The 19,287-nt window shown below is 38.1% G+C and carries 14 protein-coding genes and 1 pseudogene; 14 read left to right on the top strand and 1 reads right to left on the bottom strand.

Annotated features, from left to right (window positions below):
• Positions 1 to 30: 30 nt before the first annotated feature.
• Both PCY16_RS08380 and PCY16_RS08375 read left to right on the top strand, forming a co-directional pair.
• Positions 31 to 504, top strand: a pseudogene (locus tag PCY16_RS08380) (N-acetyltransferase family protein).
• An 85-nt stretch (positions 505 to 589) separates the two neighbouring features.
• A complete protein-coding gene (locus PCY16_RS08375) occupies positions 590 to 1,111 on the top strand; it encodes a DUF2798 domain-containing protein (protein WP_195414096.1) in 522 nt (173 codons plus the stop codon).
• Positions 1,112 to 1,179: 68 nt separating this feature from the next.
• Here PCY16_RS08375 and PCY16_RS08370 read toward each other — a convergent pair whose 3' ends face one another.
• A complete protein-coding gene (locus PCY16_RS08370) occupies positions 1,180 to 1,365 on the bottom strand; it encodes a 4-oxalocrotonate tautomerase (RefSeq protein ID WP_002885057.1) in 186 nt (61 codons plus the stop codon).
• A gap of 360 nt (positions 1,366 to 1,725) precedes the next feature.
• Between PCY16_RS08370 and pepV the strand changes: the two genes are divergently transcribed.
• The 12 genes from pepV (at position 1,726) to deoD (ending at position 19,014) form a co-directional block, all read left to right on the top strand.
• Complete coding sequence (pepV, locus tag PCY16_RS08365; RefSeq protein WP_195414097.1) at positions 1,726 to 3,132, top strand: dipeptidase PepV; 1,407 nt, start codon at positions 1,726 to 1,728, stop codon at positions 3,130 to 3,132.
• A 39-nt stretch (positions 3,133 to 3,171) separates the two neighbouring features.
• Positions 3,172 to 3,756, top strand: coding sequence for a uracil-DNA glycosylase family protein (locus PCY16_RS08360; protein WP_195414098.1), 585 nt, complete (start codon positions 3,172 to 3,174; stop codon positions 3,754 to 3,756).
• Positions 3,757 to 4,129: 373 nt separating this feature from the next.
• Positions 4,130 to 7,918: a GbpC/Spa domain-containing protein gene (locus tag PCY16_RS08355; RefSeq protein ID WP_301354525.1), complete on the top strand. Its 3,789-nt coding sequence runs from the start codon at positions 4,130 to 4,132 to the stop codon at positions 7,916 to 7,918.
• Positions 7,919 to 8,378: 460 nt separating this feature from the next.
• Positions 8,379 to 11,489 (top strand): GbpC/Spa domain-containing protein, encoded by a 3,111-nt coding sequence (locus PCY16_RS08350; RefSeq protein ID WP_195414100.1) that lies wholly within the window; start codon positions 8,379 to 8,381, stop codon positions 11,487 to 11,489.
• 159 nt (positions 11,490 to 11,648) lie between these two features.
• The gene (gene rpiA / locus PCY16_RS08345) at positions 11,649 to 12,329 is read left to right on the top strand and encodes a ribose-5-phosphate isomerase RpiA (protein ID WP_060972930.1); all 681 of its coding nucleotides are present in this window, start codon (positions 11,649 to 11,651) and stop codon (positions 12,327 to 12,329) included.
• 121 nt (positions 12,330 to 12,450) lie between these two features.
• Entirely contained in the window at positions 12,451 to 13,662 is a 1,212-nt protein-coding gene (locus tag PCY16_RS08340; protein WP_060971250.1) for a phosphopentomutase, read from the top strand.
• 1 nt (position 13,663) lies between these two features.
• A complete protein-coding gene (locus PCY16_RS08335) occupies positions 13,664 to 14,209 on the top strand; it encodes a DUF1697 domain-containing protein (protein WP_155124266.1) in 546 nt (181 codons plus the stop codon).
• Between the two features lie 18 nt (positions 14,210 to 14,227).
• Complete coding sequence (locus PCY16_RS08330) at positions 14,228 to 15,037, top strand: purine-nucleoside phosphorylase (protein WP_060971252.1); 810 nt, start codon at positions 14,228 to 14,230, stop codon at positions 15,035 to 15,037.
• 13 nt (positions 15,038 to 15,050) lie between these two features.
• Positions 15,051 to 15,764, top strand: a complete 714-nt coding sequence (locus tag PCY16_RS08325) for a LemA family protein (protein ID WP_037597760.1) — start codon at positions 15,051 to 15,053, stop codon at positions 15,762 to 15,764.
• Between the two features lie 182 nt (positions 15,765 to 15,946).
• Positions 15,947 to 17,194 carry a chloride channel protein gene (locus PCY16_RS08320; protein ID WP_195414101.1) on the top strand — a complete coding sequence of 416 codons (1,248 nt, stop codon included), beginning with the start codon at positions 15,947 to 15,949 and terminating at the stop codon, positions 17,192 to 17,194.
• Positions 17,191 to 17,904, top strand: coding sequence for a type 1 glutamine amidotransferase (locus PCY16_RS08315; protein WP_060971280.1), 714 nt, complete (start codon positions 17,191 to 17,193; stop codon positions 17,902 to 17,904). The genes PCY16_RS08320 and PCY16_RS08315 overlap by 4 nt, the downstream gene beginning before the upstream one ends.
• Positions 17,905 to 18,303: 399 nt before the next feature.
• A complete protein-coding gene (deoD, locus tag PCY16_RS08310) occupies positions 18,304 to 19,014 on the top strand; it encodes a purine-nucleoside phosphorylase (RefSeq protein WP_195414102.1) in 711 nt (236 codons plus the stop codon).
• Positions 19,015 to 19,287 lie beyond the last annotated feature (273 nt).

Raw genomic sequence — 19,287 nt, 5'->3', positions numbered from 1 at the left:
TCTTACCCATCTTTTTTTGAGGAGGTAATCATGATTCGTATAGCAAAATCTGAAGATATTCCAAGATTACAGGAGTTATTGGAGCAGATTCTTATTGTTCATCATTAAGCGCGCCCTGATGTTTTTAAGTCAAAAGGCAGTAAATTTACAGATGCAGAGTTAGAGGCAGTAATTAATGATTCAAATAAACCTGTTTTTGTGTACGAGGATGACGAAGGGCGTATCTTGGGCCATCTTTTCTTAATGATTAAAGAAGAAACTGAAAATGATGGTCCACAAAAGGCTGTTAAGACTCTTTTTATTGATGATTTATGTGTTGATAAGGATGCTCGAGGTCAAAAATTAGGAGAAAAGCTTTACCAATTTGCCTTGGACTATGCTAAGGAGCTAGGTTGTTATAATCTGACACTTCACGTATGGAATGATAATGCAGGTGCTCTACGTTTTTACGAACGTTTAGGTATGAAACCGAGATATACAGAAATGGAAACTATCCTAAAATAATACGTTTTCATGAGTGAAATTTAACTCACGAGGAGAAAAAATTTTTGATATGCTGAAAGAGAACTTTTAGAAATGGAGAATTTTAATGCCTCGTAATTTTAAAGAAGCTTTGCTTTTTACGTTTTTGATGTGTGGAATGATGGTCTGTGGGATGAGTCTCTGGAATCTTCTCATCCTTGATTGGACTGGAGTAGCTCCCTTTGCTTGGGGTCACTTTTTCCAAGGTTATCTTCCTGGATTTGTGGTTGCTTTCTTACTTGATATGCTTTTGGTGGGACCACTAGCCAAAACAATAGCATTTGCAATTTTGCATAAAGTAAAAGCCCATGATAAACGATGGGCAAAGATTTTAGTGATTTCTGGAACCATGGCGCTATTCATGGTAACGTTTATGTCATTCTATGGATTAGTTTACAACAGTCAGTCGGTGACGCTATTATCCTATGGTCGTGCTTGGTTGACAAATGTTATCATGGCTTTACCACTTAATTTTCTAGTGGTTGGTCCAATCTCACGTTTTATCTTTGGAAAACTACAAAAACCATTGCCTGGTGAAGAAGTCGTTGAGAATTTTGACAACGATGATGAATTACCAACGATAATATAAAAAAACTGGAGTTTCTTTCCAGTTTTTTTATATCAAAAGCAGCCACGGATGTGACTGCTTAATGATGATTAGTTTTTCTTCTTCATTTCACCATGTGGGTAGTAAGTTCCCTCTGGCATATCATTAATGAAAACATGAATGGCTTCTTTAGGTGCTTTGGCAACACGTGATACAACCTCAGTAACTTCGCGAGCAAGTTCGATTTTTTGTTCTTCAGTACGACCTTCAAAGAGATCAATCTTTACAAATGGCATAATGCATCTCCTTAGTTTTGATAGTCCTATTATAGCATTAATGAAGAGAATATTCTAAAGTTTATGGAAATTCTTGAAATGATATTATCAAAATGCTACAATGTGCTGATTCCTAATAGGAGGGCCTAAAGTATAAAGAGCTAGATAGTCAAGAGCTTTACCTCTTAGCTGATATAAATGCTATTACTTTAGATTCGAGTGTTCCTGATTTAGGAATTTTTCACATTCTATTAAAGATGGTATGAAGTCTTTTAACATTCGGTAAGGGATTGCATTTTTTATTGGCTTTGTTTATAAGGGATGAAAACTCTTACTAAAAATGGTAAAATAGTGCTAACTAGAGACAGTAAGGAGTAAATTATGACAATTGATTTTCGTGCCGAAGTTGATAAGCGCAAAGATGCCTTGATGGAGGACCTTTTTGGTCTTTTGCGTATTAACTCAGAACGTGATGACAGTAAGGTTGATGATAAGCACCCATTTGGTCCTGGACCAGTAAAAGCTTTGGAACATTTTCTTGCTTTAGCTGAACGTGATGGTTATAAAACTCGTAATATTGATAATTATGCTGGTGACTTTGAATTTGGTCAAGGTGATGAAGTATTGGGTATCTTTGCACACTTGGATGTGGTTCCAGCAGGGAGTGGTTGGGATACAGATCCTTATGAACCTGTAATCAAAGATGGCAAACTTTATGCTCGTGGGTCATCAGATGATAAAGGCCCAACAATGGCTTGTTACTATGCCTTGAAAATTATTAAAGAACTCGAGCTTCCAGTATCTAAGCGTGTGCGTTTCATTGTTGGTACTGATGAAGAATCTGGTTGGGGCGATATGGATTATTACTTCGCTCATAATGGGTTGAAAGATCCTGATTTTGGTTTTTCACCTGATGCAGAATTTCCAATTATCAATGGTGAAAAAGGTAATATTACAGCTTATCTCCATTTTGAAGGTCAAAATGATGGAGAATTTAGTCTTGTGTCTTTTAATGGCGGTTTGCGTGAAAATATGGTTCCTGAATCTGCAAGTGCAGATTTCACTGGACCTATCACTTTGAAAGAACTCGAGGCTAAATTAAAAGACTTTGTTGCTGACCAAGAGGTGACTGGTCAAGTGATTGAAGAAGCAGGTATTTTTCAAGTGACTATTCATGGGAAATCAGCTCATGGTATGATGCCTCAGAATGGTATTAATGGAGCAACCTACTTAGCCCTCTTCCTTAGCCAATTTGATTTCCAAGGTAATGCTAAAAAGTATTTGGATTTAATTGCTGAAACATTGCATAAAGATTTCTTTGGTGAAAAAGTAGGTCTTGCTTACACAGATCCTAAGATGGGTGAATTGACCATGAATGCTGGGGTGTTTCATTTCAATAAGGAATCAGCAGATAATACAATTGCTTTGAATTTCCGCTACCCTCAAGGCGTTGATGTAGACGGTATTAAGGCCGGCCTTGAAAAACTTGAAGGTCCTAAGGCTGTTAGTCTCTCAGAACATGGTCATGTACCACACTATGTACCAGTTAATGATCCTATGGTAGAGACCCTTCTTTCAGTCTATGAGAAACAAACAGGGCTTAAAGGTCATGAACAAATTATTGGTGGTGGGACATTTGGACGTCTCCTAAAACGTGGAGTTGCCTATGGAGCTATGTTCCCAGGTTATGTCAACACTATGCACCAAGCCAATGAGTTTACTGAGGTTGAAGACTTGTACCGTGCAGCTGCCATTTATGCAGAAGCTATCTATGAGTTAATCAAATAAAAAGAAGAGACAGACTGTCTCTTTTTTGAGGAGGAAAATATGGAAACACTGGATGAATTAACACAAGCAATCATGTCCGATGAACAAAATAAAGTTTATACGGAACAAGGTATAAAACCCTTGTTTACCATTCCAAAAACGGCTCGAATTAATATCGTGGGACAAGCTCCTGGTATTCGTGCCCAAGAGTCCGGCCTTTACTGGAATGATCCTAGTGGTGATAATCTCAGGGATTGGATGGGGGTTTCACGCGAAGAATTCTATGAATCTGGTATGTTTGCTATTGTACCAATGGATTTTTATTTCCCAGGTCATGGTAAATCAGGTGATTTACCTCCTCGCAAGGGATTTGCAGATAAGTGGCATGAGAAAGTTCTTGCTTTAGCTCCTGATATCCAATTGACGATTTTAGTAGGTAATTATGCACAGCATTACTATTTACATCAAAAATCGTCAGCAAAATTAACAGATACAGTTAAGCATTACAAAGATTATCTTCCAGAGTTTTTCCCTCTCGTTCATCCTTCTCCTCGAAATAATATTTGGCAAGCAAAAAATCCATGGTTTATGGAAGAAGTAGTTCCAGATTTGAAGGCCTTGGTCAAAAAAATCTTAAGTCGATGATGTCTGATATCTGCACTTGGATTGTTATTAGGTATTGTTTCAAATCAATGAAGCAACTATCAGAAAATACCCAAATATTGTAAAGATTTTAGCCCTTTGGGGCTTTTTTTGATGGTTTAATAAATTATTCGGGAAAAATAATTAATAAAAAATCTAATATTAGACTTATCTATGGCTACTTAATTCTAATTTTCAGAAGAAGTAACATATAAAATTAAGCTATCTATCCTTTTAAATTAAAGAATCGATTAAATAATACTTATAAATTGAAAATGAGTGTAAAATTTAAAAAAAATTAAGATGATTCTATTGACAGAAAATTTAAAAGTGTTAGACTTTAGGTGTTAAGAAAATATAGAAGGAAATTTGTGATATGGGAAGAAAAGATTCACAACGTTTTTCAATCAGAAAGTATAGCTTTGGGGCTGCTTCTGTTCTTTTGGGTACAACCATTCTTGCGATGGGTGCAACTGGTGTACATGCAGATGAGGTTTCAACTTCAGCTGCTACTGATACACCACTTAGTGCTTCTGTGCTAACAGATTCTGCTGCCGATCCGGCAACAACTGTTGACCATTCAGAGAAGCAAGTTGTTTCTGTCAAAGAAGAAGGAAATACCACTGTAACAACAAGTGTTGTAACAACTGATAGTCTTGAGGATGCTAAAGCTTCTGCAGTAAAAGAAGGGGTAGAAGTTGAAGAAACTGCACCTCAAACGCATACATCCCTAGAGGGGGCTATTGCTAACAATCAAGCTCAATCAAAAGAGATTAATACAGTTGTTTATGATTATCAGAAAGCAAAAGAAGACCACAAAAAAGATGTAGCTGAGTATGAAAAAGCTAAGGCTGAGTACGATGCTAAAGTGGCTGAAAAAGCAGCAGCTGATAAAGCAAACGCTGCTTCTAAAGCACAATATGATACTGATCAAGCTGCTTATGAAAAAGGATTAGCTAAATATCAAGCTGATAAAAAAGCCTATGACGCTGCATTGGAAGAGTATAATACTCAAAAATTGACTTATGATTCTAAAGTAGCAGAAAAAGCAGCTGCTGATGCAGCTAATGCTAAGTCAGAAGCCGATTACAAGGTACAGTTGGCTGTTTATGAAACTGCTAAAAAGAACTATGAAGCTGCTATGGCTCAGTATACCAAAGACAAGGCAAAATATGATGCCGAGAAGGAAGCTTATGATGCTAAAGTAGCTGAAAAAGTTCGTACAGAAATTGAAAACAAGGCTGCTCAAGAGCAGTATGAGAAAGATTTAGCTACTTATAATGCCGCTTACGAAAAATATCAAACCGATTTGGCTGCCTACAAGACTGCTAAAGCAGCCTATGATGCTAAAGTAGCCGAAAAAGTAGCCGCTGATGCAGCTAATGCAAAAGCTAAATCTAAGTATGATGCAGAAATGGTCACATACAACGCAGCTTTGTCTGAATATAAGGCTAATAAGGCTCTGTATGATGCAGCTCTAGCTGAATACAACATGAAAAAAGCAGCCTATGATGTGAAAGTAGCTGAGAAAACGCAAGCAGAAATTACGGATAAGGCTGCTCAAGAGCAATATGAAAAAAATCTTGCTGCATACAATACAGCTTATGAAAAATATCAAACTGATTTAGCGACTTATAATACAGCTAAAGCAGCCTACGATGCCAAAGTAGCCGAAAAAGCAGCAGCGGATAAGGCCAATGCAGAAGCAAAAGCTAAGTACGATGCGGAAATGGCTGTTTACAATACAGCTAAAGCGCAATATGACAAAGATTTACAAGAATACCAAGCTAAGAAAACGCAATACGACCAAGATAAAGCAGCCTATGATAAACTTGTTGCTATTAAAGCAGAAGAAGATGCTGCTAAAGCTAAGTACGAAGTTGAGCTTGCAAAATACAATGTAGATTTAGAGCAATACGGCAAAGATTTTGCTACCTACCAAACAAAACTTGCTGAATATCAAACAGCTTTGGCACAGTACAAAGATGCTAAAGCAGCCTATGATAAGTACATGAATGATAATGGTTTCCAAGATCTGAAAGATGTAGAAACTGTTCAAGATTTGACCTTCCAACGTGAAGGTGGAGCCATTCATACCATCAATGGCATCAGCGCTTATCTCACTCGTGATGCTCAAGCTCGTTTGAATACAAGCAATGTACATCAGTATGATTCCAATAAATTGGAAGCTTCAGATATTGTAGCAACTAGTCCTTGGGCCAATAATGAAACTGAATTTATTCAAATTAAGGAAGGTGACAAATTTGTTGTAACCTATGACAATTTGAATCAGTCAAGCATGCGTGAAAATACGGATATGCATCCGATCAAGCGCGTGATTTATCGCTATGAAATTTTGAGTCTTCCATCAAATGACGGTAAAGGAATTGCAGCCGTTAGCTCAGACCCAACTGTAACACTAACAGTCGGTGCTTCAACAGACCAAAATAAACCCGTTAAGGTGGCTGTAGATATTGAATTTTATGATGGTAATGGCAATAAGTTTGATTTGACACAGCATAACGCTATTGTTGCGCTTAATTCCCTTAACCACTGGACAGGTGCTTCTTATGTGGATAGTGGAGATAAACCTCGTGCCCTTACAGTAGAAGCCAAGGATAAAGATGGTAAGACTGTTCGAGGAACTTGGAATCCATATGCAGATGGTTCATCAATGAGCATTGAAAACAATGCAGTTGTTGTTAAAAATGGAACAGCTGACTTTGGTACTGCTGACGTCACTATCTCTGCTGAAAATCCAATTAAAATTGTGGCACAAAAAGCAACGTGGAATGGTAGTGAATTTACAGTTAGTGAAGAAACTGTTATTGACGCAACTTCAGTCAATGTTTCAGGTGCTGGGAATGGTCACTCTATCGGAACAGATGAGTTCACATTAGACGGTAAAGATGATGTGATTGGTTCTTACACTATTGATCCAACTTCAGGACGTATCATCTTTACTCCTAAGAAGAAATTTGAAAATGTAGAGCACCAAGAGTCTGTAAATATTGGCAATAATAGATATATTCCAATTCCAAATTCTAGTGTTTCTTATGATGCCGCTACTAAAGAAGTAACGTCGTTTAAAGATAACCAATACATTGAACATGGGTCTATCTTTAATGGTGAATCTTCAACGACTCTTGAAGGTTGGGATAATCCATCTTCTCCATATCTCTATTATGGTGGAGCAGGCTTAAAGATGGCTGATGGTCACTTGGTATTTACGGCCAATGGAGCTAATGCTGCTGGTCAACCAACAGTATATTGGTTTGCGATTAACTCAAATGTTGGTATTCCAAAAAATCCTGGTGAAGCACCAAAAGAGCCAACAGCTCCAGAAGAACCAAAGGCGCCAACGCCACCAACGATTACTTTGGATAAACTTCCAGCTGAACCAATAGAACCAACGCCACCAACAGCTCCTGTGGCACCGGTAGAACCTTCTTATACAGTGGTCACAGTTGATGCTGAGGGTCCAACAGCTCCAACAGAGCCTAAGGCTCCAACACCACCAACTCCGACAGTTGTTGAAGTTCCAGCGGAACCAAGCAAACCAGAAGAACCTAAAGCGCCAACACCACCGACAGAACCTAACTACACTGTTGTTACAGTTGATGCAGAGGAACCTAAGGCTCCAACAGAACCAAAAGCTCCAACGCCGCCAACTCCAGCTTTAGTTGAAGTGCCAGTAGAGCCACGTAAGATTACGGCTCCAGTAGAGCCAAAAGCGCCGACTCCACCTACACCAGTAGTTGTAGATGTACCTGGAGAGCCAACCAAACCAACACCACCAACAGAACCTAAAGCACCTACACCACCAACTATGGTTGTGGTAAACGTACCTAATAAACCTGTTTCACCTAAAGAGCTTGTGACTCCTAAAGTAAAATGGCATAAGAATTACCTTGTTGAGCGCGTAACACGTCCAGTACCAACGACGCCACCAACTCCTCAAAAACCAAAAACTCCTGGAACACCTACAGGACCAAGTGTCGTTTCAACTTCAACAGTCGTTGCTAAGAATCAAACACAAGGCATATACACTGAAAAATTACCAGAAACAGGGGAATCTAACCAAAAATTAGCATCTGTAACAGGTCTAGGCTTGCTTTCAATGGCCCTTTCAGGTCTATGGTCAGTTCGCAAACGTAAACATTAATAGGAAATATGAAAGATTAGTTTGTTTTGCTGTGCAAGACAGTCTAGTCTTTTTTTGTTATCTATTCTTTGAGTTTTATCAGCTTAAACTAGTTTGATTGTTAAAACTAATTTAGGAAACTAGAAGAAAGAATTTAGCTGAAATAGGTTATCAAGAACTAATTCTCGCAATGAAAAGTAGCATGAAAACGTATAGTTATGTATTTTTCATAATCTTTTCAATAAAAAAACATTAAAGCGAATTGGACTAGATATTATAAAATTAAACCTCCTTTTTGTATCGAAAACGCTATTAATAATAGGGTTTTGTCTATCAAATATTTTGATATTAAAAAGTATTTGAATTTAAGAATCTAATCGAATTTAAAGGAATGCGTGTTTTTATGAGATATCTCAAATTGACATGGTTCTTTCTTTTGTTAGAATATGAACATAACTAAATATAGAAGGACGTAATTTAAATGGGGAAAAAGGAATTACAACGTTATTCACTCAGAAAGTCTAGCCTTGGTGCAGCTTCTGTTCTTTTGGGGACTGCAGTTCTTGCAGTAGGAGCTTCAAATGCAAGCGCTGATGAAGTGGCAACATCTACAGATTCAGTAACACCAGCAGTTGAAGCAACAGATGCTGTTGAAGAAAGCACTTCTGCCGTAGCAGATTCAACTGAGAAGAAGGTTGTTAACGTTACTGAAGAAGGCAACACAACTGTTACAACGAGTGAAGTAACAAATACAAGCTTAGAAGCTGCAAAAACAGCTGCAACTAACGAAGGGGTTGAGGTTAAGGAAGAACCTGCTCAAACCAAAGAAACTGTTGAAGCAGCTGCTGCAGATAATAAAGCACAAGCAGAGAAAATCAATACAGTCGTTTCAGATTATAAAGTGGCTAAAGAACAATACAAGTCAGATAAAGCTGACTATGATAAAGCAAAAGCAAACTACGATGCCAAATTAGCTGAGAAAGCACTTGCTGATAAAACAAATGCTGAAGCTCAGGCTAAATATGATACTGAAAAAACATCTTATGATAAAGCTTCAGAGCAATACCAAATTGCTAAGCAAGCTTATGACTCAGCCCTTTCAGAGTACAAGACTAAGAAAGTTACTTATGATGCTAAGGTAGCAGAAAAAGAAGTAGCTGATAAAGAAAATGCCTTGTCTGCAGCTAAATACCAAGCAGAATTGGCAACTTATAACCAAGCAAAAGCTGATTATGAAGCAGCTCTTGCACAGTATAATAGCGATAAAGCCAAATACAATGCTGAAAAAGCTAATTATGATAATAAAGTAGCTGAAAAAGTTGTTACTGAAAAACGTAACGCTGAAGCTGAAGCTAAATATCAAACTGAGCTAGCAGCATATAATGAAGCAAAAGCTAAATATGATTTAGAAAAAGCAGCATATGACAAGAATCTTGAACTTTATAACGCTAAGAAAACAGCTTATGAAGCAGATCTTGAAACAAAACAAGCTATTGAAAAATACAATGCAGATGCTAAAGCTAAATACGAAGCAGCCTTGGTTGTCTACAATGAGCAAAAAGCTAAATATGACCAAGAATACCTTGAGTATCAAAACAAATTAGCTGTCTACCAAACAGCACTTAAACAATACCAAGAAGCTAAAACAGCTTACGATAAATACATGAATGATCCTGTATATCGTAACCTTAAAGATGCTGAAGTTGTTCAAGAATTGACTTTCCAACGTGAAAACGATGCAACACACAAAGTTGAAGGTGTAAGCAACTACTTGACAAAAGAAGCACAAGAGCGTCTTAACACAAGTAATGTTTTCCAATATGACTCTAACAAGTTACAAGCATCTGACATTGTTTCAAATAGCCCTTGGACAAATACTGAAGACGAGTGGGTTCAAGTTAAAGAAGGTGACAAATTTGTTGTTACATATGATGGTTTGAACCAATCAAGCATGATTGTTGAGAATGAAGCATCAGCAATCAAACGTGTTGTTTACCGCTACGAAATTGTTAGCCTTCCATCAAATGACGGAAAAGGTATCGCGAAAATCAGTAAGGATCCAACAGTAACTATGACAGTTGGTGCATCAACTGATCAAGATAAACCAGTTAAAGTAGCAGTAGATGTTGAGTTTTACGATAAAGATGGTAAAATGTTCAACCTTAGTGAGCGTAATGCTATCGTAGCACTTAACTCACTAAACCACTGGAATGGTGCAGCTTATGTTGAAACATCTGAGCGCCCACGTCCACTTACAGTAGAAGCGAAAGACGTTAATGGTAATACTGTCCGCGGTACATATAATCCTTACGCAGATGGCTCTACTTTGGCAATCCAAAACGGTGAAGTTGTTACTAAATCTGGATACGCTGATTTCGGTGGCGCTACTGTTAACATTTCTGATGAGAACCCACTTAAGGTAGTTGTTCCTATCACTGACTGGAATGGTTCAGAATGGGTTGTCTCACGTGAAATTCCATCTGATGTAACAACTCTTAATGCTTCAGGTAGTGGTAATGGACACGCTCTTGGTAACCAAGATTATACATTTGGTGATAAAGATGATGTCATTGGTTCGTACAGCGTTTCTGCTGAAACTGGTTTGATTACATTCACACCTAAGAAAAAATACCAATCAACACGTCACCAAGAATATGTAAATATTGGTGATAACCAATTCATCGCTATTCCAAAATCATCAGTTACTTATGATGCTGCTACTAAAGAAGTAACATCAGTCAATGATAACCAATACATTGACCATGGTGCAGTCTTTAATGGTGAGACAACGTCTGAATTGACAGGTTGGGATAATGCTGATTCACCTTACCTCTATTATGGAGGTGCAGGTATCAAGATGACAAATGGTCACTTGGTATTTACTGCTGAAGGTGCAAATGCTGATGGTGCTCCAACAGTATATTGGTTCGCAATCAACTCTAATCTTGGTTTGCCTAAGAATCCAGGTGAAAAACCTGAAGAGCCTAAGGCACCAACACCACCAACAGCACCGGTTAAACCAGTTATTAAAACAGTTGGTATCAATCCACAAGAACCAACACCACCAACACCACCAAAAGAGCCAGTGGCACCAACGCCACCAACTCCAGAGGTAGTTGAAGTACCTGGTAAACCACAAGAACCAACACCACCAACAGGTCCAACGGCACCAACGCCACCAACACCAAAAGTGGTTGAAGTTCCAGAAAAACCGGTTGAACCAACACCACCAACAGGTCCAACGGCACCAACGCCACCAACACCAAAAGTAGTTGAAGTTCCTGCTAAACCAGTAGAACCTAAAACTCCTGAAAAACCAAGTGTTGTATGGCACAAGAACTATGTTGTTGAGAGAGAGTCTCACGTGGTACCACCAACACCACCGACTCCACAAACACCACCAACACCTGTTACTCCTCCAACTCCAGTGACACCGCCAACTACACCAACTCCAGATACTGAAGTTCCTGTAGTGCCTCAAGCTGAGTTGCCACAAACTGGTGAGCACACTAGCAATGCTGGATTTATTGGACTTCTTTCAATGATTTTTGCAGCCTTTGTAGGATTCTTCAAACGTCGTAAAGAAGATTAAGTGGTGCTATTAAATTAGTTCCCCATCAAAACTAGATTCTATTTAGAATCTAGTTTTTATTTTTGCTAGGTTTTACTCCTTCGTATCATTTCTATTTACTGTTGAAACATGTTATAATTGTTTTGAACGACTATTATAGAAAGATGCAAGGAGACGAGCATGGAAGAACTTAAGAAAATCGCTGGCGTAACCGCTGCCAAATACGTTGAAGATGGAATGGTTGTTGGACTCGGTACAGGGTCAACAGCTTATTTCTTCGTGGAGGAAATTGGCCGTCGTATTAAGGAAGAAGGCCTTAGTGTTGTTGGAGTAACGACATCAAGTCAAACCACTAAACAAGCTGAAGGTTTAGGTATTCCTTTGAAGGCAGTAGATGATATTGACAGTATTGATGTTACTGTTGATGGCGCCGACGAAGTAGACCCTCAACTCAATGGGATTAAAGGTGGCGGTGGGGCCCTTTTGATGGAAAAAATCGTCGCTACACCTACGAAAGAATATATCTGGGTAGTTGATGAGTCAAAAATGGTTAATCAATTAGGTGCTTTCAAATTACCAGTTGAAGTGGTTCAATATGGTGCTGATCGTCTCTATCGTGTCTTTGATTCGAAGGGCTATAAGCCATCATTCCGACTTACGGAGGAAGGTAATCGCTTTGTTACAGATATGAAGAACTATATCATCGATCTTGATTTAGGTAAGATTGAAAATCCAGTAGCTCTTGGTGAAGAACTAAAAGCTATGACAGGTGTTGTCGATCATGGATTGTTCAATGGTATGGTTAACAAAGTCATCGTTGCAGGAAAAGACGGTGTTAAGGTCGTTGAAGTCAAGGCCTAGTCCAATTTTGATTTCCCCTCACTTTTAATGAGGAAAACTAATTAATTTTTGTCAAACTATTAAATAATATAGAAAGGCAAGAGGTAATTTCGAAAAGATTTTATCTCTTTGTGGTGTTATTATGTCCAAATTTAACCGAATGCATTTAGTCGTTCTTGATTCAGTAGGAATTGGTGCTGCTCCAGATGCCAATGACTTTGTCAATGCAGGTGTGCCAGATGGTGCTTCAGATACCCTTGGTCATATCTCTAAATCAGTAGGATTGAATGTGCCAAATATGGCTAAGCTTGGTCTAGGAAATATTCCTCGTGAAACACCTTTGAAAACAGTACCAGCAGAAAGTAACCCAACTGGTTATGCAACAAAATTGCAGGAAGTTTCTCTTGGTAAGGATACGATGACTGGTCACTGGGAAATCATGGGTCTCAATATTACTGAACCTTTTGATACCTTCTGGAACGGATTCCCAGAAGAAATTCTCACTAAAATTGAGGAATTCTCAGGTCGTAAAGTCATTCGTGAAGCTAATAAACCATACTCAGGTACAGCTGTTATTGAAGACTTTGGACCTCGTCAAATGGAAACTGGTGAATTGATTATTTATACTTCAGCTGACCCAGTTCTTCAAATTGCTGCACACGAAGATATTATTCCATTGGATGAGTTGTATCGTATTTGTGAATATGCGCGTTCAATTACCCTTGAGCGTCCAGCTCTTCTAGGGCGTATCATTGCTCGTCCTTACGTTGGTGAGCCTGGAAACTTCACTCGTACATCTAATCGTCGAGATTTGGCTGTTTCACCATTTGCACCCACTGTTTTGGATAAATTGAATGAAGCTGGTATTGATACTTATGCCGTTGGTAAAATCAATGATATTTTCAACGGAGCTGGTATTAACCACGATATGGGCCACAACAAATCAAATAGCCATGGTATTGATAATTTGATTAAAGCTATGACTTCTGAAGATTTCAAACATGGCTTCTCATTCACAAACTTGGTAGACTTCGATGCCCTTTATGGACACCGTCGTGATCCACATGGATATCGTGATTGTTTGCACGAATTTGACCAACGTTTGCCTGAAATCATTGCTGCCATGCGTGAAGATGATCTCTTGATGATTACAGCAGACCACGGAAATGATCCAACTTATGCAGGGACAGACCATACTCGTGAATATATTCCTTTCTTGGCTTATAGCCCATCATTCAAAGGAAATGGACTTATTCCAGTAGGTCATTTCTCTGACATTTCAGCAACTGTCGCTGAAAACTTTGGTATAGATAAAGCCATGATTGGTGAAAGCTTCTTGGATAAACTTGTCTAAAATGAATCGCTATGCATTTTTGGTTCGTGGGATTAATGTTGGTGGTCGTCACAAGGTAGTCATGGAAGAATTTTGTCATGAGTTAAAAGAACTTGGAATGTCAAATGTTTCTTCCTATATAAATAGTGGAAATTTTTTCTTCGATTCGTCCTTGATGAAAGTGGAACTCCTCTTAGTTTTAGAGAGATTTCTTAATAAGACTTATCCATTTATTAAGGTGTTTTCTCTTTTTACTCTAGAAGATTACCAAAATGAAGTGGCATCTTTACCTAAGTGGTGGGAAGAAGATTTCTATAGAAAAGATGTTCTCTTATATACTGAAAGACTTGATAAGAACGAAATGAGGAATGTTATGGAGTCTTTAGAGTTGGGGGATGAAATTATTCATCTTGGTCAACTTGGGATCTACTGGGGTAAATTTGATAAATCAAGCTATAACCAAACGGCTTATCATAAGAAGCTATTGAAAGCACCTTTTTATCCTTCTATAACCATTCGAAATGCAAGAACTTTTTCAAAAATTGGTCACTTTTTAAGAATGAAATAAAATTAAGGGAGAATTAACATGTCGCTACTTGAAAAAATTAGAGTTACTCAAGCATTTTTGGAAAGCAAAGGAATTGAAAAACCTGAGTTTGGTTTAATTTTGGGTTCTGGACTTGGTGAGTTGGCTGAAGAAGTTGAAGACGCAGTTGTCATTGACTATGCGGATATTCCAAACTGGGGACAATCAACGGTTGTCGGTCATGCTGGAAAACTTGTTTATGGAACCTTGTCTGGACGTAAGGTTTTAGCTCTTCAAGGACGTTTCCATTTTTATGAAGGAAATCCGCTTGAAGTAGTTACTTTCCCTGTACGTGTTATGAAAGCACTTGGATGCGAAGGAGTTGTTGTAACCAATGCAGCTGGTGGTATCGGCTTTGGTCCAGGTACTTTAATGGCCATCACTGACCACATCAACATGACTGGTCAAAACCCATTGATTGGAGAAAACTTGGATGATTTTGGTCCTCGTTTCCCTGATATGTCTAAAGCGTATACTCCAGAATACCGTGAGACTGCACATCGAGTTGCTGACAAATTGGGCATTAAATTAGATGATGGTGTCTATATCGGCGTAACTGGTCCAACTTACGAAACTCCAGCTGAAATTCGTGCTTATAAGACTCTTGGTGCAGATGCTGTTGGGATGTCAACTGTCCCTGAAGTCATTGTTGCAGCACATTCTGGTTTGAAAGTTCTTGGTATTTCATGTATTACCAACTTTGCGGCCGGTTTCCAAGAAGAACTCAATCACGAAGAAGTTGTGGAAGTGACAGAACGTGTTAAAGGGGATTTCAAAGGCTTGCTGAAAGCTATTTTGGCTGAACTTTAAAAAGGAATAATTGATGTCAAACTTAATGAATAATCCATTATTTCGTATCATTCGTGGAGTTTTTATAATTGCTTTCCTAACCATGGTTTGGTTGGTTATATTTTCTGCTATAGATACAAGTGGTAGTGAGATAGATTATGAACCATTTCAAGGAGCATCTATCGTATTTGCAGTTTTAAGCTATATCATAATAGTGTTTCTATTTCAATACCATAAAGTTGTTAACTTAAAAGAGTCAATTAAATCATCATACAGTGCAATTGAAATTAAAGAGCAGTATGTGGAAAAATTGATTGTACAACTGCGAGAACTGACTGATAAGATTGTAGACCATGAGTTAAAAATGTCTGTTAGAAAAAATGTTTCAGAATTGTTAGAGGAAAAAAAGTCTGTCAACAATTTGACTAACGATGAAAACAAAGCTAATCATTCAGAATCTAAGCGGAAGTCTTACGGTGAGTCTGGCAATTTTTCTAAACATGAATACTCTACTAAACTAGAGGAAACGAAGAATAAAATTATAGAGGAAATCGAAAGAGATACAAATATTACAGCTGATCAAAGTATAAAGGATTTGATTGCTGAGATTAAAGAGTCAGAAGTACTTGTTGCTAATCAAAAATTACACTACAATGAAATGGTGTCGCAATATAATAAAACAATTTACAGTTTGCCACTTGCTTTGTTAAGAACAACTTTAGGTCATTCAGAGATAAACTACTTATAACATAGAACAAAATCATTAAGACTAGAATATAGTTAAAAAGGTCAAAGAATGAAAGCTAGTTTTAGTTTTTCTAATTCAGCACGAGATTGCCTTACTATGAAATAAAAACAAAGAAGGGATTGACCCTACTCAAAAGACAGTAGGAAAAGTTGGTTAAAGCAATTTTAGCCATACTCTAATATATGTGTAATAAAGAGAGAAAGAGTTTGACTTGGCTCCCCAAGTCGATTAGGTTAAGTTTGGCTGTTTTGACAACCGGAATAGCTTCTGGTCTGATTGGTATTCTTTGCCACTATCTTTTAGATTTTATAAAATTTCTTGCTTTTGGTAACGATACGTCAGATCTCTTGTTACAATTTAACTCTATAAGTGCTTATCGACGCTTCGTAGTTATAGTGGTAGCTGGTGTCTTAGCTAGTATCTTTTGGTATTTCCTTCAGCGACGAGTGTCCCTTCTTTCCATTAGAAAGGCTAAGCAACTCGTTGGCAAGAAGAGTCCAAATTTTCTTGGCCAAAGTCTACATGCTTTGGTGCAGGTAGCAATCGTTGGAGCAGGTGCTTCGGTAGGCAAGGAAGCAGCTCCACGAGAATTAGGTGCCTTATGTGCTGGCAGTTTATCAAAAAAACTGGGTTTAGAAATTCCTGAAAGACAACTCATGATTGCATGTGGTGCAGGAGCAGGTTTAGCTGCGGTTTACCAAGTTCCCTTTGCCAGTACACTGTTTGTTTTGGAAACTTTGGGAGTTGCTTGGAAACTGAAAAACATTGGTATCATTCTTGTGACAACCTATTTGTCAGCTTATTGTGCTCGTCCAATTGTTGGTGGGAAAGCTATATATTTAGTTGATAAAGTAAGCTTACATCCTACTAGTTTGATACAGATTCTTGTTTTGACGCTGTTTGTAACTCCGCTTGCTCTTATATTTAAAGTTTTAGCTAAAAAGGCGAGTAAAAGTCGTATAACAGATAAACATATTCTCTGGACCATGCCCGTCTCTTTTATAATATTAGGTGGTATTGTAGCTTTCTATCCTATAATCATGGGAAATGGTCAGGTTCTAGCACAATGGATGTTTTCTGGAGGAACTTCGGAATACCTTCCGATTTTGCTAGTAATTAAAGGGCTTATTGTGTGCTTGTTGCTATGGTCAGGTACTTATGGAGGGACACTGACGCCTTCGTTTACTTTAGGTGTCGGATCGGGTTTCTTATTAACAAGGTGTCTTGAGACTTTTGGTTTATCCCTAAATCCTAATCTAGGAATGTTACTTGGTGCAACCATATTTTTAGTAACAACTTTGGATGCTCCTCTGACGGGAATAGCCTTAGTTCTAGGTTTTACCGGTCAAGGAGGGCTGGTAGCAGTTCCTCTAATCTTAGCGGGTCTACTATCAAGGATAATTAATAATAGATGGAAGAAAAAACAATGAATATTCATTTTATCTTACACGAAACGTTTGAAGTTCCAGGAGCCTATTTAAAATGGGCTCAAGACCGTGGGCATAATATCACATCAACCAAGGTATATGAGGAAGAGGTCCTTCCTGAAACCGTTGAAGGTATTGATTTTCTAATTGTGATGGGTGGTCCTCAGTCACCTGATGAGGATCGTCAGACCTTTCCTTATTATGACCCAAATGCTGAGATTGTATTTATGCAAAAAGCAATTGCTGCTGATATCTATATTGTTGGTGTATGTTTGGGAGCTCAGCTTCTGTCTGTAGCCTATGGTGGTAAGTATGAGCATAGTCCAGAACGCGAAATTGGTGTGTTTCCAATAACACTTACGGATGATGGATTAGCTGATGAGCATGTCAAAGGTTTTGGCACAACTCTCAATACTGGCCACTGGCATGGTGATATGCCTGGATTGACTGATAATGCAGTTGTTCTTGCTACTAGTCAAGGTTGTCCACGTCAAATTATTCGCTTTAGTCCTAAACACTATGCCTTCCAAGCACACCTAGAGTTTGATTCCCAAGCCATTGATTTGCTCATAACTGCGGATGGTGAAGAACACTTGCGTAAGCAAAATAAGGAGTTACCTTTTGTTCAAACACCTGAACAATTGCGTACCAACGATTATTCAGAAATGAACAAGAAGTTATATGATTTTCTTGATTCATTGACTCAAGCTTAATCCACTATTAAAAAAGTAATAATTTATCAACTATATAATAGTAGAAAAATTATTTAAAAATAAAAAAATAAGAATGGTAGATAGTGTGTTCAGGTTGCTCTTTTACCATCAAAAAATAGAAAGGACGGGTTAACTGTATTCACTAAAATGAATACGGGCGGAGAACGAAGTAAAAAGATAGACTGTCTAGCATTTATAATGCGTCGTCAGTTTCCAATTATTACTTTGTTCTCTGTCGCCTGTCCTGTATATAAAAAATGAAAGGAAGGGTAGTTCGGGTTTGAAACTGAACCCGGGCTAGAGGCTGTGTAAAAAAGATAAATCCTCCTAGATGCGAAGCATCTTTGTCAGATTTCCTATTTTTACTTTGCCTCTTTAACGCCCTTGGTATCTTATATTATGTCTATCCATATTGCTGCTAAGCAAGGTGAAATTGCTGATAAAATTCTCCTACCTGGAGATCCTTTACGTGCGAAAGTCATTGCCGAGAATTTCCTCGAAGATGCTGTATGTTTCAATGAAGTTCGTAATATGTTTGGTTACACAGGAACATACAAAGGTGAACGTGTCTCAGTAATGGGAACTGGAATGGGGATGCCATCTATCTCTATCTATGCTCGTGAGCTTATTGTTGACTACGGGGTTAAAAAATTGATCCGTGTGGGAACTGCTGGTTCATTGAATGAGGATGTTCACGTTCGTGAGTTAGTTCTAGCGCAAGCGGCAGCGACAAACTCTAACATTATTCGTAACGATTGGCCACAATACGATTTCCCACAAATTGCAAGTTTCAATCTCTTAGATAAGGCTTACCACATTGCTAAAGAGCTTGGTATGACTACACATGTTGGTAATGTCTTGTCTTCTGACGTCTTCTATTCGAACTATGGTGAAAAGAACATCGAGCTTGGTAAATGGGGTGTGAAAGCTGTAGAAATGGAAGCAGCAGCACTTTACTACCTTGCAGCTCAACACCAAGTAGATGCTCTTGCCATCATGACTATTTCTGATAGTTTGGTTAATCCAGATGAGGACACAACAGCTGAGGAACGTCAAAATACATTCACTGACATGATGAAAGTTGGTCTTGAAACACTAATTGCAGACTAGTTTGTAAAAGGACGCCATTTGGTCGTCCTTTTGTGTTGTAGCTAATATCTGTTCGAAGTGACAATGGTTAAAATTTTTCAAACTACTATAAAAAAATAAAAATATTCGGAAGAAGGATGCTTTTAAGGAATAAGTAAATATCCGACAATTTAAAAAACAACCGCTAAAAATGTGAAAAAGAACTTACAAAACAATGAAAAATGATAGAAATTAAATGCTTGATATCATAATGAAAAACGGTTTCTTCTTTTTTAAAAAGAATGACAATTGAAA

The sequence above is a fragment of the Streptococcus sp. SS4 genome (assembly GCF_030440125.1).
In the GTDB taxonomy this organism is placed as follows: domain Bacteria; phylum Bacillota; class Bacilli; order Lactobacillales; family Streptococcaceae; genus Streptococcus.
Note: the sequence above shows the minus strand (reverse complement) of the source record. Positions and strands in the feature narration are given on the sequence as shown.